The organism is Pseudomonas sp. A0308 (assembly GCF_044218815.1).
GTDB lineage: Bacteria > Pseudomonadota > Gammaproteobacteria > Pseudomonadales > Pseudomonadaceae > Aquipseudomonas > Aquipseudomonas iridis.
This window is the reverse complement of sequence record NZ_CP162581.1, coordinates 6,086,490-6,103,169: the sequence shown is the minus strand read 5'-3', so window position 1 is coordinate 6,103,169 and position 16,680 is coordinate 6,086,490. Positions and strand designations below refer to the sequence as shown.

The 16,680-nt window shown below is 53.2% G+C and carries 13 protein-coding genes and 1 pseudogene; 9 read left to right on the top strand and 5 right to left on the bottom strand.

The window, feature by feature from the left end:
• The first annotated feature begins 101 nt into the window (after positions 1-101).
• The gene (locus tag AB4P92_RS28210; protein WP_395598525.1) at positions 102-5,084 is read left to right on the top strand and encodes an AAA domain-containing protein; all 4,983 of its coding nucleotides are present in this window, start codon (positions 102-104) and stop codon (positions 5,082-5,084) included.
• Positions 5,081-6,517: a hypothetical protein gene (locus AB4P92_RS28205; RefSeq protein ID WP_395598524.1), complete on the top strand. Its 1,437-nt coding sequence runs from the start codon at positions 5,081-5,083 to the stop codon at positions 6,515-6,517. Before AB4P92_RS28210 ends, AB4P92_RS28205 begins: the two co-directional genes overlap by 4 nt.
• A 317-nt stretch (positions 6,518-6,834) precedes the next feature.
• Here AB4P92_RS28205 and AB4P92_RS28200 read toward each other — a convergent pair whose 3' ends face one another.
• Positions 6,835-7,266 carry a type II secretion system protein N gene (locus tag AB4P92_RS28200; protein ID WP_395598523.1) on the bottom strand — a complete coding sequence of 144 codons (432 nt, stop codon included), beginning with the start codon at positions 7,264-7,266 and terminating at the stop codon, positions 6,835-6,837.
• A gap of 120 nt (positions 7,267-7,386) precedes the next feature.
• On the opposite strand from AB4P92_RS28200, the gene gspH reads away from it, so the two are divergent.
• Positions 7,387-7,839, top strand: a complete 453-nt coding sequence (gene gspH / locus AB4P92_RS28195) for a type II secretion system minor pseudopilin GspH (RefSeq protein ID WP_042559404.1) — start codon at positions 7,387-7,389, stop codon at positions 7,837-7,839.
• Positions 7,836-8,444, top strand: coding sequence for a prepilin-type N-terminal cleavage/methylation domain-containing protein (locus AB4P92_RS28190; protein WP_395598522.1), 609 nt, complete (start codon positions 7,836-7,838; stop codon positions 8,442-8,444). Before gspH ends, AB4P92_RS28190 begins: the two co-directional genes overlap by 4 nt.
• 1,111 nt (positions 8,445-9,555) lie before the next feature.
• Here the strand turns inward: AB4P92_RS28190 and AB4P92_RS28185 are convergent.
• The 3 genes from AB4P92_RS28185 to AB4P92_RS28175 are packed head-to-tail and all read right to left on the bottom strand — an operon-like array spanning position 9,556 to position 11,739.
• The gene (locus AB4P92_RS28185; RefSeq protein WP_395598521.1) at positions 9,556-10,494 is read right to left on the bottom strand and encodes a FecR family protein; all 939 of its coding nucleotides are present in this window, start codon (positions 10,492-10,494) and stop codon (positions 9,556-9,558) included.
• A 31-nt stretch (positions 10,495-10,525) separates the two neighbouring features.
• A complete protein-coding gene (locus tag AB4P92_RS28180; protein WP_042559475.1) occupies positions 10,526-11,077 on the bottom strand; it encodes an RNA polymerase sigma factor in 552 nt (183 codons plus the stop codon).
• Positions 11,074-11,739 carry an STN domain-containing protein gene (locus AB4P92_RS28175; RefSeq protein ID WP_395599712.1) on the bottom strand — a complete coding sequence of 222 codons (666 nt, stop codon included), beginning with the start codon at positions 11,737-11,739 and terminating at the stop codon, positions 11,074-11,076. Before AB4P92_RS28175 ends, AB4P92_RS28180 begins: the two co-directional genes overlap by 4 nt.
• A gap of 207 nt (positions 11,740-11,946) precedes the next feature.
• Here AB4P92_RS28175 and AB4P92_RS28170 point away from each other — a divergent pair, with 207 nt between their 5' ends.
• The gene (locus tag AB4P92_RS28170) at positions 11,947-12,261 is read left to right on the top strand and encodes a hypothetical protein (RefSeq protein WP_210704917.1); all 315 of its coding nucleotides are present in this window, start codon (positions 11,947-11,949) and stop codon (positions 12,259-12,261) included.
• A gap of 77 nt (positions 12,262-12,338) precedes the next feature.
• On the opposite strand, the gene AB4P92_RS28165 is transcribed toward AB4P92_RS28170, so the two are convergent.
• Positions 12,339-12,779, bottom strand: a complete 441-nt coding sequence (locus AB4P92_RS28165) for a carboxymuconolactone decarboxylase family protein (RefSeq protein WP_200615487.1) — start codon at positions 12,777-12,779, stop codon at positions 12,339-12,341.
• Positions 12,780-13,114: 335 nt separating this feature from the next.
• On the opposite strand from AB4P92_RS28165, the gene AB4P92_RS28160 reads away from it, so the two are divergent.
• The 4 genes and pseudogenes from AB4P92_RS28160 to AB4P92_RS28145 all read left to right on the top strand — a co-directional run bounded on the left by AB4P92_RS28160 (position 13,115) and on the right by AB4P92_RS28145 (position 16,521).
• The gene (locus AB4P92_RS28160; RefSeq protein WP_395598520.1) at positions 13,115-14,548 is read left to right on the top strand and encodes a PLP-dependent aminotransferase family protein; all 1,434 of its coding nucleotides are present in this window, start codon (positions 13,115-13,117) and stop codon (positions 14,546-14,548) included.
• Positions 14,549-14,671: 123 nt separating this feature from the next.
• A complete protein-coding gene (locus tag AB4P92_RS28155; protein WP_042559480.1) occupies positions 14,672-14,965 on the top strand; it encodes a putative quinol monooxygenase in 294 nt (97 codons plus the stop codon).
• Between the two features lie 238 nt (positions 14,966-15,203).
• Complete coding sequence (locus AB4P92_RS28150) at positions 15,204-15,608, top strand: cupin domain-containing protein (protein WP_042559481.1); 405 nt, start codon at positions 15,204-15,206, stop codon at positions 15,606-15,608.
• A 217-nt stretch (positions 15,609-15,825) separates the two neighbouring features.
• A pseudogene (locus AB4P92_RS28145) lies at positions 15,826-16,521 on the top strand (ATPase).
• Positions 16,522-16,680: the final 159 nt, after the last annotated feature.

The following is a 16,680-nucleotide window of genomic DNA, read 5'->3' as shown; positions in this document are numbered from 1 at the left end:
TGTTACCTATCACCATTGCTTTACGATGAAAAGCTGATGGTGGCACATTTTCCAGATATGGATTAACTTAGCCTAAAGTCAGTTCTGGACAAGGGAAGTTAATGAGAATTATCAATCATGGGAAAGGAATTCATCAGCGTGAAGTCCCTGGTATTACGTATTTGCAAAAGCATTTGCCTGACGACTGGATTGGCCACACGAACCTAGCTCTCTCGTTGCCACTCGGAGCCCGTGAAATAGACTTAATCGTTTTTGCAATAGATAGAATTTTTCTGATTGATCTTAAAGATGGCCATGGAAAATACGCGAGTGTCGATGGTGGTTGGACACTAAATGGAAAGTCTCTCGATGGACAATCTCCAGTTCAGAAAATTTTAGATAATACGCGAGAGACACACATTCTTTTAGCTAACTTCTTGGAGAAACACTCCAAGCGCACAGGTTATCCAAAACTTCTTACACCAAGGCTTTATGGAGCAGTAATCCTGACGAGCAGCCATGACTTAAACGGGATTGCACCAACCGAAATCAACTCAGTCTTCACCGCCAAGCAGTTTGTAACTACAGTTAAAGACACTAACGCACGAATCGAGCGCTTCGGAGGAGTGCCGCCAGACTTTGTAACAACTCCGATTTGCTCAGTCGAATGGGGACGATGGCTCAATCAGTTTTTCAACGTTAGCTCTGGTTACTTTAAACATGGCGTCCGTCGGTATGGCGAATATATTGCCACTGAGCAAAGCAGTGCGAATTACATTCACAAACAAGAAATATTTCAAGAGTTTATAGTAAATGACGTTTCAGCAGCTCAGGCAGTAGGACTTCTGAGACGTTGGGATTTTTCAAAAGCGGATACTCGCTTTCAAACGGAGAGTGGTCGTTTCGAAATAGCCGGTAGAGAGCGAAGTATTATCGGCTGGCTCAACGACAGAAGTGAGAATTGTGCGAATGCTGTACTTCAGCCAAAGGCTGAAGACCCAGAGAAAAGTGTAGACTATTGGGAGGTTTACGACTTACGTAAGAGAATGAAGCGGCTTTCGGAATTCACCAGGAGTGAACTCCCCCGTTTAAGATCAGAAGAAAGAATAGAGATTGCTAGACAGCTTATTCATCAGGCCAGTTGCCTACACTCCTATCAGACGGCGCATCTTGATATAGGTGAGCACAGTGTGTGGATTGCATTACCCAGCGAAGTAAAACTTTCGCACTTAATGACCGCTAGGTATCCGGAAGCTGAGTCGCTTGGAGAAAAACGTTATCAGTTTCTATCAAACACCAGTCTGCCTGATGACATCATCGACTTTAAGTCGACATCCGAACAGAAGGATGTTTTCCATTTAGGCGTACTAGTTCATTTGATACTCTGGGGTACGCCCCCAAAATCTGACCCTCCTGAATGGGACCCTTCTATAGATGTCGAAATCCAATTCAAGCATCTTCATCACGTATTAGAACGCGCCATTGCTTGGGACAATTCACGATATGCAGATGCGTCAGCTTTTCTAGATGAATTCAATAATGCACTTAAGCCATTGGACACAGGTACAGCAATTCTAAAAAGGCTTGACACGTTTAAGTCAATTAGTTCTCAACGGCAGCTCTTCAGACAATTTCCTGATGAAATCATTATTACCGACAATGACTTCAAAACAATATGGATTTCAGAAAAAGATGCAGGGAGACTTCTCGGAAAACTCTGGAAAAGAGCTTCTTGGAGCGATGGAGGAATAGACCAGCCTCGTATACTTGACTTTCTTGAAAAAGCGAGACAATTCGCTATCTCACCCCCGCCAGGATGCGTACAACTTCGCGAGGCGTACTGGCTGTCAGATTCATTTGCCATTATCCAAGACTATGTTGATGCACCAAATTTAGCCTCTCATATAATGATGCTTGAGCCCGCCACTCTAGACGCTGCAAAACTAATAAAATTCCTTTTTGACTTGGTCGAATGCATTATAAAACTCCATGATTCAGGGCATGCTCACGGAGACTTAAAACCAGATAACATCTTGGTGTACGGCGAAGATATGGAGCCCAAGCTGATTGATTATCTCGACTTTAGTTGCCAAGCTGATGGAGAAATCAGTACATCTGCGTATGCTCCTTCTTTGGGAGGTACTCTAGAGCGCGATAGGTTCGCAATCACGAAGATAGTTGAAGAGCTACTAGCAGTTACCAGCCTAGATGGAAATGTACGTGCGTCGCTAGGAGGTGCTATCTCTGAGTGTCGCGGTACCATTGTAGCAAATGCTACGTTGCTCCCGCTTAGGGATGCTCTGGCTAATATTCTCCGGCCGGAAGGCTCCGAAGCAAAACGCAGTTTGTCAATCGCTCTATCTGAGTCAAAGTCCATCGAAATTTTGCCAGATGAAGGTTTCTTTGGTTATGGATTCAATAAAAATAAGCTTTTTATCCGAGGCGTGTCGGATATATTATATTTTAGTTTCGCTAACAAAATCTTGAACAGAGTTAAATGTTCAAGTGCTCCACAGGCAGAGCACCGCCGGCTCTTGCGAATGCAGGAAGGGATATTTTCCGCATCCATTAAAGTCGTTGGAGGCGTACAAGATTCATACGCGGAGTTTATTGAACTTTTCAAAGAGAGTCCATTTTTTGAATTGATTTCAAGTAAATTTAGCGAAGGCGAACAAGCGGTTGATGAGTCAGATATTTCTGTAGAATATGAAGACCCAGAGGATAGTGGAGAAGTAACTCAAGCAGACACAGACGAGGATGCTGTTACCGAAATTATTGAAAAAAACAACGGAAGGACAAAATCAAGCACTCCTGAACTTTGGCGAGCTCTTGTTGATGTAGAAGTTAGTTTAACGAACGAAGCCACTACACTGGGGCCTAGCACCTTCAGAAAAGAGACTAAGCTACATGCTGTACCAATAACTCTTGAGTGTGGAACATTTGAGTTTTCTCGACACGACAAAGTAACTGTTGAGAAAATGGGTAATGACAACAGATGGAGACGGGTGGGTTTACTGGATGTATCGAAGTCAAGTGCCGAATTTATCCATATTGATGATGGCGGCAGAAACGCATTCATGGGAAACCTGTTGGACTCGGACCAAAGATTGCGGTTTCAGAGCCAACTGCATTTTTCCGACATTACTCGTCGAGAAGCCGCAGTTAAACGCATCCTAAATCGTGAATCAGTTGTCAGGAATCTAATAGATTATTTTGACCCTGCTGTATCACCGCCTGTGACAGAACAAATAATCCAAATAGATGAGTTAGAAATTCAAGCTACATATGGTCTAAACCAACGTCAAGCCGAAGCATTAGTCCGCGCCTTTCAAATAAGGCCTATGACCCTTCTTCAAGGGCCGCCCGGTACCGGTAAAACACGATGGATTGGAGCTTTAGTACACTACGCTTTGTCAAAGAATATTGTGCGAAACGTACTCATCGCAAGCCAATCTCACGAGGCTGTAAACAATGCAGCTCAAGCGGTTTTAAAACTTTTCCCTAGTACAGAGGATGCCCCAAGCATTATTCGAATTGGCCAAGAAGAAAAGGTTTCCGAGCAGCTTCTGCCTTATCATGTAGCGAAAGTAGAACAACTATATAAGGATAAGTTTCGGGCGACGCTAAAACAAAGACTTAAAGCGGCATCCATTTCCATCGGTCTGCCAGATGACGTCACTACGGTTCTTATTCAAATTGAGACAACCCTGAGCCCAGTTTTCGAGCAATTGAATGCTCTATCTGTAGATATCATCCCTGAAGGCGTGCTAGTTAGAGTCAAAAGCTTGCTACAAACAGTAGAGACTTTGTTATCTGGTTTGGATATAGATGTTACTACTCCAAAACTCGAAACTCTGCCTGACAGTTTTTTTATGGATGATATTTACTCAGCAGTAGCACGAAAGTTTCATTGTGCTCCTGATTTAATCGATAAGCTTCGATCTGTCTCCCGTTTGACTCAAGATATTATTGGTAGTGTTTCAACTGCGGATCGGAGTTTTGAAACCTTCCTAGCAGGGACGCGACAGATCGTGGCGGGTACCTGTGTAGGTTTAGGACGTTCATCGCTTGGCCTGACGTCAACAGCTTTTGATCTCGTTATTATCGATGAGGCTGCACGGTGCTCTGCCAGTGAGCTAGCCGTTCCAATGCAAGCTGGGCGGTGGATTGTTCTTGTAGGAGATCAACGACAGTTGGAGCCTCGCAGTCAGGAAAAAGTGGTTTCTGTGGTAGCTGACCAAACTGGCTATCCGGCAGAAGATATCGTCAAAAGCGCTTTTGAACAGGTGTTCGAAACGCCGTTGGGAGCAAAAATCAGTCAAAAACTTAACGTTCAATACCGAATGCTGCCTTCGATTGGTCGAGTAGTTGCGGACACTTTTTATAATAAAGATTTGAAAGCTGGCAGGTCTGAGACAGAACAAGAAGAAAAGATAATCCCTGTAGGATTTTCCCATCCTCTAACTTGGATTTATACAGATGAAATGGGCGAGTCTTCATACCAAAAGCAACACATTGGCAGAGGGCGTAAGTCACTGATCAACCAAGTTGAAATAGATCTTATTGTAGGCATACTCAGCGAATGGAATACTGATGAAAATTTTCTCGCATGGTTGCGCAAGCGAAGAAATGTGGAACCGGCAATCGGAGTAATTTGCACGTATGGAGCCCAAGCCGCTGCTATCCGCCATAAAATCCAACTAGCAAACTTAAACGAAGATTTACTCAACTCCCTTAAAGTCGATACTGTTGACAGTTATCAAGGCAAAGAAAACCGCATTGTCATATTATCACTTGTTCGAAACAACGCTGATGGCGCTCGCAACAATGAAGGCTCTACAATTAGACCGGGATTTATGTCTCGTCCAAATCGAATAAACGTAGCGATCAGTCGTGCTATGGATTGGTTGATCATTGTCGGAGCAAGCAGTAGATGGGCGCCTGCGGGGCCAATGGCCGAACTGGTAAAGCACTTCAGCGAAGAGGTAAGCACAGGTCAAGGAGCATTCGTTAATGCAGTAGGCCTTCTTGCGAAACAACGCGAGCATCAAACAAATGATGTTTCGTCTAGTCGAAAAACAGATAATGGCGAGGAGAGCCTATGATGGACGATATCATTTCAGATAGTTTTGAGCCGGAGAAGGAAGTCTCTACTATTGAAATAGGAGTCTATGATGTTTTCCTTCCATGCCGACGTTACCGTATAAACTATAAGGTTGCCGAGACTGGAAAAGCTTCGTTAACGACTGAATTTTTACTACGATTAATCCATTCCATTGACGGAATCCACGAAACTGAAATTGCGAAATTTTTCGACTTTTCTGCAATTGAGATGACTTATTTATTGAATGAGTCATTGAATTTAGGCTATGTCAATCGTGATGCAGGACGATTGTGGTTAACTAGTGCTGGACGAAATCTTTTTGTTCCTGATAACGACAGCCCGCAAATTTTCAATGTTGATAATAGCTCATTGGATATCGGCTTCGATCAGATATCGTTTGCTCCACAAGAGAAAGGCTGGATTGACCATTTCGACCCGGCACTACCAGAACTTGCCATTGACCCCACCATTGCTAGCAAGGGCACAGAACAAGTTACTATTTCGTTTAAGAAACACTTCAGTGAAATTGCTTTTCGGCGCGAGTTCAAATCAGGCCCCAGAAAATCACTTTACTCTATTGACAACGTATCTCCAGGAGATCGCTTTGTTTCTGTCGTCCCGGTAGTTGTGAAAGCACAGAAGTCTCTGCCCTCTCGTGGAGAGCCTGATCTAACATTCTGGCGATCAGAAGACGAATTAGATAATAGAGCAAAAATAACTCCTGCCGCAGCTAGATTTGTCGAGGATTTACGATTCTCCTTGCCGAGGGATGCGAAAGAACAGTATAAAGTTCTTCTCAACCTAGCGCCAAACTTAATGGTTAACTACTCTGGAAAAGAGGGTATCTCTGTAAAAAAATTCTACACAGACGTGATCTCTTTAAAACCAGGAGGTTTCCGAAAGAACAGAACCACAATACCTATAGTCGGCCCACTCTTTACAGCAAAGAATATGCGCCTAATATTAAACGGACTCGCCTTAGGAGTTGCTAATACACCTACAGAAAGCCTCCCTAGTAAATTTTATTGGCGCGCCCCTTACACTTGGCACTGGGGGAGAACCAGAACTCTGCCGCAGCTGATCGATAGATTATCGCAACTACTGTCTAGTAAATCAGAGTTCTATGACCCACTGATTTCGGCTGTTTTAATTCGTGACGAAACTCATCGAGCTCCCGACAAGGCTTTTCGAAAAACCATTCTACTTAATACGGGCCAGCTGCCTCGTTTTGTAGAGATATTACTAGTACCGGGCTTGCTGGCCGTCGTTCTAGTGCACCTTCCCGTCGAGGCCACATATGGCCACGCGGTGCCACTTGGCTTCGTCAGCGTGGACATGTCCGTCATTATGAAAACGGAGGAATTTCTAAGGACGGTTACAAATATCGAGGTACCTTCTGTGCGTCCGGATGAAAAGCACTTTGAGCTGCCATGATAAATTAGAATAAAGTCCACTCTGTGAGCAGGCCGAAGTTAAGTTCTTCGGCCTTTCTTACGACCGCAATTAAAATAAAAATCTTTTACGCTTTGATTCGGCAACTTCAGACATATCTCAGATGAATCTTTTCTCCTGAAATCAACTTCATTATAAACGGCGCCATTACTCGCATTAAGGGTGTAAGTTCTTACCATTTACTCAACTCCGTTTTTTGCCTTTTTCCATCTTCAAATTTTCTATAAAAAACACAAGGTATTAACCCCGTGAACTCATACACAAGTAAACGCCGAAAACAACCAACCTTGCCCCACTAATTACGGTATCACCAACCTTGGTAAAACTGGCCCCTCCGGCAACGATTCCACCCCCAACCGCACCGATTCCCCACCCTGCTCAATCACCACCCCATCCCCCTCCACCGCCACCAAATTCACCCCAGGCCCAACCTTCTCCCCCTGCAAAAAACTACGCGGCGGCCCGTCATTCAAACTCAGTATCGCCACCGCCCCCCGATTCCCCGCCATCACGCCGCTCACCTTGATGTCCACCGGCGCCGTTTGATTGGAAAACCACTGCAACGCCGGGCTATCACTTCGCGCTGCCAGCAATTGCGGGGCCGCTGCCGGGGTGTGTGATTCGGCGGAGGTAAGTAGCAGCGACGACCATGTCGCCACGCCGACCAGCGCCGCGAGCAGCGCGAGGGCCTGGACCATTTGGGGTGGGGAAAAGCGTGCGGTGAAGGTCATGGGTTGAATCTCCTTTTTATCCCTGCTGCCAGCCTACGCGGCAATTCTCTCCGTTTTATTTCACACGCCTTACATGTTGGCCGTGCAGGATGACTTCCGACGCAAAGGAGCGCGCAATCGATGAACGGGGTCAAGCAACAGGGTTTTACGCTGATCGAGTTGATGGTGGTGCTGGTGATCATCGGTATCGCCAGTGCGGCAATCAGCCTGAGTATCAAGCCCGATCCGTTGCAGTTGCTGCGCAAGGATGCCGAGCGTGTGGCGCAGTTGCTGCAAGTGGCGCAGGCCGAGGCCCGCGCCGATGGGCGGCCGATTGTGTGGGTGAGTGATGCCAAGGGGTTTCGGTTTAGTCGGCGCAGTGACAGTGGCAAGGGGTTTGATCATTTCGCGCAGGACCCGCAATTGCGCCCACGGCAGTGGCAGAGCCCGAAACTGGAAGTGCGCGTGGAGCCCAGACAGAAAGTCGTGCTCAACGCCGAGTGGATCAATCCGCCGCTGCAACTGACTTTGTCCGACGGTTTCAATCGCCTCAGCGTGCTGCGCGACGGCGCCGGCCGGATCAGTGTGCAATGAGAAACCAACAAGGTTTTACCCTGATTGAGGTGATGGTCGCGATTCTGCTGATGGCGGTGGTGAGTTTGATTGCCTGGCGGGGGCTGGACAGTGTGACGCGGGCGGACAGTCATTTGCAGGCCAGCAGTGAGCAGAGTGACAGCCTGTTGCGGGCGCTGAATCAGTTGCAGCGGGATGTGGAGATGCGCGCGGGGATTGAGTTGACCGAGCCGAAGAAGGTCGGCGTGGATGATGAGCCGCCGACCGCGCCCCCAGCCCTCACCGTGCGTAGCAGTGACAGTACGGGGTTTCGGCTCGACATCATTCGTACAGCGGCTGATCAGCCGGGGGCTTTGCAGCGGGTTCGCTGGTGGGTTAAGGGCGGCACGTTGTATCGGGCGGTGGCTGAGGCGCGGAGTCGGTATCCGTTGCCGGCGCCTGGGAATGGGGTTGCGGTGTTGAACGACGTTAGCGATGCGCAGGTGCGGGTTTGGGAGGTGGATAAGGGGTGGCGGCAGTTGAGTGGTAATCGGCGGGAGGATCCGGCGGGGTTGGAGATTCGGTTGACTCGGCAGACGCCGCAGGGGGTGGAGAAATATCGGCAGGTGATTGGGCCGTTGGACTAACACGCGCCTGCTCTGCAGATTATCCCCGTTACCGCGGGAGATACCTGGAGCTGCCGAACGCTGCGATCTTTTGATTTTGTTTTTCAGAAGCAAGATCAAAAGATCGCAGCCTTCGGCAGCTCCTACATTGGGATCGGGTGCACCTGCCAAAAAACTGGTGGCTGGCAGGCCGTCTTCGCGAGCAGGCTCGCTCCCACAGTGGGATTGGGTGAGGTCAGTTGGGGATTGGTTGGCTGTGAGGCCGCTATCGTTGGCAAGCCAACTCCCACAGGGATTGGGTGCATGTGCTGAAGATGGGTTGGCTGGCAGGCCGTCTTCGCGAGCAGGCTGGCTCCCAGAGAAAAGCAAGCAACACACCGACCCGCTTCGCTCCTCACCACTCAACAGGATGAGCGCAAGCTCGGCTGCCGCTGTTGATCTTGATTCACGGGCGACGTCGGGAGGCTGAGTGGAGGGATTCATCCGGGGAGGACATCGAAAGGAGGTGCAGCGAAGCAAACCGGAATCGATGCCCCGGATGGATTCCGGAGCGAAGGAACCCCGAGCTTTAGCGAGCGGGCCGGACGTTGGAGCAAGCCTTTTTGGTTACTTTTTTCTGGGCCGGCATTCCGGGCGTCTGGAAAAAGTGACCCGCCGTAAGGGCGGAACCCTAAGCAGCCGTTACCGCAGCAACGGATATGTACTCCCAAAGCCCAAATAAAAACCAGAATCAAAAGATCGCAGCCTTCGGCAGCTCCTACATCAGGATTGGGTGTGGCCTGTTTGAAATTGGTTGGCTGTGAGGCCGCCATCGCTGGCAAGCCAGCTCCCACAGAAAAGCAAAAGCAAGAGCAGCGCACACCGCCTCCGCTCCTCACCACTCAACAGGATGAGCGCAAGCTCGGCTGCCGCTGTTGATCTTGATTCACGGACGACGTCGGGAGGCTGAGTGGATGGATCCCGGAGCGAAGGAACCCCGAGCTTTAGCGAGCGGGCCGGACGTTGGAGCAAGCCTTTTTGGTTACTTTTTTCTGGGCCGGCATTCCGGGCGTCTGGAAAAAGTGACCCGCCGTAAGGGCGGAACCCTAGGCTGCCGTTACCGCAGCAACGGATATGTACCCAATCAACCCCACTAGCTCAAAACAACGACGCCGCCCGGCAGCTCGGTGCATTTAACGCCATAGGCATCGCGAATCAGCATCGCGACGCCAGCGAGTTGATCAAGACTGAACCGCGCCTGCACCCGGCGCTGGCCAAGCTCGCGGTTGAGCAGTAGCAACATCCCCGGCCGATACCGATTAATCTCATCAATCATCTCGCTCAGCGTCGCACCGTTGAACACCAACACCTGCTGCCGCCAATTCATCACAGCCGCCGTATCAACGCTCTGCACACTGCCAACCCGCCGCGCGTCATAAGTCACTTGCTGCCCCGGTTCGAGGCGCAGGCTTCGGCCTTCCACGTCGACTTCCACCGCGCCATCAAGGCAGGTCACGCAAACTTGCTGATCAGTGTTGCGCAGGTTGAAACGTGCCTGACTGGCGCGCAACCACCCTCCTCCAGCCTGCATCGCCAAGGGCAGACGTGCGGTCTGCACCTCGACTTCGCCGCTGACCAGCTCAAAACCCTGCACACCGTCAGACACTGCACGCTGATTGATCCGCGTCTGGGTGTTCAGCTCCAGGCTCACACCCTGCGCCGGTTCGACGCGGCGCTGCTGGCCGACTTCGGTGATGTAGTCGGCACCGAGCCCTTCGAAGCCACCGGGGATGGTCCCGCGCACCAGCAAAAACGCCGCCGATGCGGCAATGGCGCCGCCGAGAAAGGCGCGTCGCCCAAACCCACGTGGTGCCTGCAAACCTTGCGCCGCCGGTTGCAACAAATGCCACAGCGCTTTGGCTTCCTCAAAGGCGCGGGCATGCTCGGCACTTTGCGCGCACCATTCGCGCAGTGCACGGGCATCGGCCACGGTGGCGCGGCCGGAGGTCAGCAGGACCAGCCAGTCGCGGGCTTCGCTGTGCAGATTGTCGGCCGCCGATGGCTCGGCAGGTGTCAGTCGAAAGATGTTCAAACGCGCAGATTCTCAACGAATTGATCGGGCACTATTCAGAAGACGGTTTTCCGGCCCCGCGACCGAACCGCTGAAACACTTTTCTTTCCAGTTTCGCTGCGCAGAAGCCCAACGCGGCCTTGATTTCCTTCTCGACCATGCGCGTGGAAATGCCGAAGCGCTGGGAGATTTCCAGGTGCGGCGCCTCTTCCAGACGCGCCGCGATGAAGATCTTCCGGCGCCGTGCCGGCAGTTCGTACAACGCACTGAGCAGCGACTGGATTTCCTTCTGCCCGCCCACCACCCGCGCAGGGTCGAGCGCTTCGTCGCCAATTTGCAGCAGCTCCTCGACTTCCTCGCCGGTGAGCAGCCGCGCATCGGCCTGACGCCGGTCTGCGGCGATGTTCAGGGCCATGCGATAGAGGTAGGCGTTCGGCCGCAGCAGGTTCGGCGGCGTCTCCATGCGGTCGACCCGCAGGTAGGTTTCGTGCAGCACGTCGTTGGCCAGATCCTCCGAACCGAGACGCCTGCGCAGGCGCACCCGAAAGTCCTCGTAGGACGTCAGGAACAGTTGGACCATCGAACCTTGTCCGGTGTCTTTCATCCCCCGGAAACTCCTTCCCATTTAGTGCATTCCATGCGTTTTCCTGACGACTCCGGTAACAACAGCAACGTGACCGGCTGACGTAAGGCACTGGGCGTCGGCCGGTCGATCCTGAGATTGCGAAAGCTTTCCACCAGCGCGGTATCGCGCCGTACATCTCCGGTCGAAGTAAGCAACCGGTTGTGTTGCACCACGCCGTCGCGCCCCACCCACACCTGCAACACCGCGCGGTAATTGCCCGGGCGGGTCAGCGGCGAACGACACAGGTTGCGCTCGATGGCGGTTTGCACTGCCGTGGCGTAACTGCGGTTGACCGCGATGCTGGCGGGGGTCGGTTTTTCCAGCGTCGCCGGCACATCCTCGACCTGCGCCACTTGCAAGGTGAATGCATCGTCACGGGCATAGCGCGCCATCAAGCCACTGCCACCGAGTAAACGGCGCAAAGCGTCCGCCGCGGTGTATTCGCCATCCACCGCCAAGGAACGCCTGCCGCGACTCAATTGGCTGTCGACCAGCACTGCAACCCCCGTGGCGCGGCTGTACTGATCCAGCGCCCCGGCCAGATCCTGCGCGGGAATATGCAGCGTCATGCGCAGGTCCGTCGGCACGGGCGCTGCTTTCGCATTGCCTGCCAGCAAGCCAAGCAGCAGCCCCAGCGTGATCTGGCGCACAAGTGTCGTTGAACGCTGAAGACCGTCCCTGGAACTGCCTCGCTGCACGGCTGACGTATCCCTGAAAATCGTCATCCTGAGGGCTGTTTATGAATCTGGTGTGACGGGCGGTGCAAAAAAACCATCACGGGAATTGCGCACGGCGTGCACTAGACTCATTCCATAGCGCGGCCCCTTCGGGTCTGCCAGGAGGCCTGCATGAAATCATTGTGGAAAATCACCTTCGGTGGGCTGTTGCTGAGCCTGTTCGCCAGTGCCCACGCCGAGCAGCGGCTGGGTTGCGTGGATGTGACGGTCGGTGGCTACAAGGCACCGAATTACGATTGCCTGAGTCAGCAGATGGGCAACAACCCGGAAGGCGCGGCGGCGGCGCAGAAGAATCAAGAAGCGCTGAATGTGCCAGTGAACAAACGGCCGCCGAATCAGGTTGGCCTGGCAACACCGGCGGCGACCAGCACGCGGATGGGCAATACGTTTGGAACGTCGGTGAAACCGCAGCGCCCGCCGAATTAGGGAAATGATCGCAGCCTTCGGCAGCTCCTACAGTTGATCCCATGTAGGAGCTGCCGAAGGCTGCGATCTTTTGATCTTCAGTCACTTGGCGTTTGGCGAAAGCTCACTGCCAGCCGATTCCAGCTGTTGATGGTGGTCACGGCCACCGTCAGGTCGACCAGTTCGCCTTCGTTGAATTGCTCGCGTGCCAGTTGATAGACGTCGTCCGGCACATGGCTTTCCGAGAGCAACGTCACCGCCTCGGCCCACGCCAGCGCCGCGCGTTCGCGGGGGTTGAAGAAGTCGCTGTCGCGCCAGACCGCAATCGCATACAACCGCCGATCACTCTCCCCGGCCCGCCGTGCGTCCACCGAATGCATGTCGGTACAGAACGCGCAGCCGTTGAGCTGCGATGCGCGGATCCGGATAAGTTGCAGCAACGGCTGCTCGATGCTCAAGTTACCGGTCAGTGCCTCCATGGCAATCATGGCTTTCATGGCCTTGGGCGAAGCGTTGTAGTAATCCAGGCGCGGGGACATGGGGGATCTCGGGAAGCGCAATAGTGACCTCAAGGTATGCGCTGCAACAGCGGCGTTACAGCCCCAATTCCACGAAAATTGGCTACACCACTAATTGGAGCAATGGTGTTTCACACAAAAATTGCAGACACAGCAGATCCCTGTGGGAGCGGGCTTGCCCGCGATGACGTCGGCACATCCTACGAAAATGTCGCCTTATGTACCGCTATCGCGGGCAAGCCCGCTCCCACAGGGATCTAGGCCAATTTCGGGTTTTTGTGGTGCGCAACTATTGCCGACCACGCAACAGCGGTAATCTGGCCGGCACACCAAATAGCCCCCGGAGCCTCGTCGGTATGGAACTTCACGTCGTGATCAACGGCCGCAAGGATCTTGCCGGTCAGTTGTATCAGCAACTGCGCGAGGCCATCGAATCCGGGCGTCTTGCCGCCGGCACGCAGTTACCGCCCAGCCGCTTGCTGGCCGAACAACTGGGTATTTCGCGCAAAACCATTTCCGACACCTACGCGCTACTGACCTACGAAAACTTCCTCACCGGCGTGATCGGCAAAGGCACCTACGTCAATGCGCGCCCGGCGCAAGTCCAGCGCAAGCAAAGCCACACCGAGCTGGCCGGTGCAGAGGTGATCGAGAGTTGGCGCAACTTGCCGGTGTTCCTGCGCCATCCGACGCTGCAAGGTTCGCTGCGCTACGACTTCATCGGTGGCGCCACCAGCAAGGGCCAGTTCCCCCATGACGACTGGCGCCGCTGCGTCTCCCACGCGATGCGCCAGATGGCCGCGTCCAAAGGTTTCTACAGCGTGCCCGAAGGCCTGCCGGCGCTGCGCAATGCGATTGCCCGGCACATCGCGTTTTCTCGCGGGGTCAACTGTCAGGACGAAGACATCGTGGTGTGCAACGGCGCGCAACAGGCGCTGGACCTGATCACTCGCGTGTTGATCAGCCCCGGCAGCCTGGTGGCGATGGAAGATCCGGGCTATCCGCCGGCACGCCTGTTGTTCGGCACACATGGCGCCGAGGTGGTCGGTGTTCCCGTTGATGCCGAGGGAATACAGGTTGAACACATCCCTGATGGCACGCGGCTGATTTATGTCACGCCGTCGCATCAGTTTCCGCTGAGCATGCCGATGAGCCCGGCGCGCCGCGAAGCCTTGCTGGCTCGCGCGCATGAACTGGGGGCGATCATCATCGAGGACGACTACGACAGCGAATTTCGCTATGAAGGGCGTCCGACCGATTCACTGCATAGCCTCGACCAGCGCGGCATCGTTGCCTACGTCGGCACCTTCTCAAAGACCCTGCTGCCGGAGCTGCGCCTGGGTTACGCGATCCTGCCGCCATCGATCCTCGAAGCGGTGATCCGCGCCAAGCAACTTACCGATCTGCACGCCTCGACCCTGCCGCAATGGGCGCTGGCCAAGTTCATCGCCGAGGGCTGTCTGCTCAAACACATCCGCCGCTGCCACACCATTTACGCCCAGCGGCGCGAACGGATTCTGGCGCGCATGGCCAGCGATCTGTCGCCGTGGCTCGAGGCCGTGCCGCCCAGTGCCGGGTTTCATATGGCCGCGTTATGCAAAGTACCGATCGACCTGCCGCTGGTGATCGAACTGGCGAAAAAAGTCGAGGTCGGGCTGTATTCCATCGACGGTTTCTATTACCAGCAGCCCGTGCGCAGCGGTTTGTATTTCGGCTTCGGCGCCATCGAAACCCTCGACATCGATATCGCCCTGGATCGCCTGCGCGACATTCTGCAACAAGTTGCCTGAATGATTGGTCTCGGCGATTAACCGCCGATTGGTTATTGGTGATCGACAGGGGCAGGCCTATTCTGCACAGGCGTTATCCCTCAATGAGCAGGATTCGTCCGGCCTGATTCAGGAGTGTGAGTAATGTCCAACGAAGTGATCAACACGGTGCAACTGCAGGCTGCCGCCGGCCGCTCGGATGAGCTGGGCAGGCAACTGCAGAAGATCGTCGACACCCTGCGCGAAACGCCGGGCTGCGATTCTTATCTGGTCGACCGCTGCCCCGAAGACAACCACCGCTGGACGGTCAGTGCGCGATGGCAGTCGGAGGCGGCGATGCAGGCGCATTTCAACCGGCCCGAGGCACAGGGGTTTATCGACCTGATCGACAGTCGATTGGCCAACAGTGTGGATTTCAATAGTTTCCCCATCGTCTGATCTGGCCCCTTCGCGAGCAGGCTCGCTCCCACAGGTTCTTGGTTGCTCATATATTTTGAGTACAACCCATACCCCTGTGGGAGCGAGCCTGCTCGCGAAGGCGTTTTCCGACGTACCGATACGCTTTCTGACACGCTGCCAATTGGTCACCCGATCTTCCCGAATATTGGCCGTTTGCATGCCCCTTTGCGCGGACTACTGTGATCAGCAACCCCCCAATCATCACAGGTAACCCGCCATGAAAGCCCTGCCCCTGTTCACCGCTGCCCTCGCCCTGAGCCTTTGCGCTTCTGCCGCTTTTGCTCATGACCCATCCGAGAAAATCACCGTCCTGCAAGACCAGATGCTAAAAAACGTCCCCGGCAAAAAAGCCATGATGATCGAAGTCGATTACAAGCCGGGCCAGTCGTCCATCGCCCACAAACACGAGGGCACTGCCATGGCCTATGTGCTGGAGGGCGAGGTGATTTCCCAGGTCAAGGGCGAAGAAGCAGTCACTTACAAGAAGGGTCAGTTCTGGTACGAACCGGCCGGCTCCGAACATCTGCTGTCGAAAAATGCCAGCCAAAGCAAACCGGCGAAGTTGCTGGTGTTCATGGTGCTGGCCCCGGATGAACAGGTGTTGATCCCGCTGAAAAACTGATGGCTGTTTAGTCAGCCATAAATAAAAAGGCGCAAATCGACAATCGGCGCCTTTTTATTTCCCGCAGTAATTACCCGCAACGGGTTACAGCAAATGAAACTATTCAAGTCGTTTTAACCCGGCAAAGGGTCAGCCCGGTGGGTTTAGTCTGGATCAACTGTCGCCATGAACGACATTGAAAACTTTCCGACCGATGTTGTTTCACGGGAGAAACACCATGAAACTTGCGCTCACCAGTGTATTAGCGATATCGGTTTTAGCCCTGTCAGCCTGTTCGATTCCCACCGCCCCCAGAGCGGTTTCATCACTGGACACTCTGCTTCCTCATCCAACCGGCCGCAGCAGCGCCACCCTGGTAAAAAGTGGCCCCGGCGTTTCGCTCGGCGTGGTCTAAAGCCCAAGCACCCAGACCAACCGCGAATACCTGCGCGGCTATCAGGCCAACGCCGGCACCGGCTTCGGCCAAAGCCTGCTGGTGCAATCGATCCATGACGCCTACGTCGCCAGTTCGAAACCGGACATGGCGGTTGACTGGGTCAACGCATCCCTGCAGCGTCAGTTCGGCTCGGTGACGGTGTATCCCGACATGCAGAGCCTGCGTGCGGCCAAGCCTGATGTGGTAGCCATCGTCGATACCCATAGTCAATTGATCACGTCACGCAGTTCCGACATCAAGGCCGACGTCAGCGCCGATTTTTATGACGCCCAGTTAAGCTATATCGCAACGGCAAAGGGCTCCGCGGCAAGAGAACTGACACCACTCTGGGCGGACTTCAAACGTTCGGAAGAAATTGTTGCGGATATTAATCAGCAGCAGGATGTGCAAACAAGCGCTCTGAAAAAATTCGACCAATCGCTAAACAACGTGTTGAAACCCGCTGTAAATACCGTATCAATGCTGCAAAACAACTAACGCCACCGTTAACAGGCAACGCCTCTGCCTGGATGATAAGCAGAGGCGATGCTTTTTAACGCGCGCAACATCACAAAAGAATTCGCAACCCGACTGCACTAGGTAACTTCTTTACAAGTTATGCCAAGCCGTTAACGTAATCTTCACTCGCGCAATAAC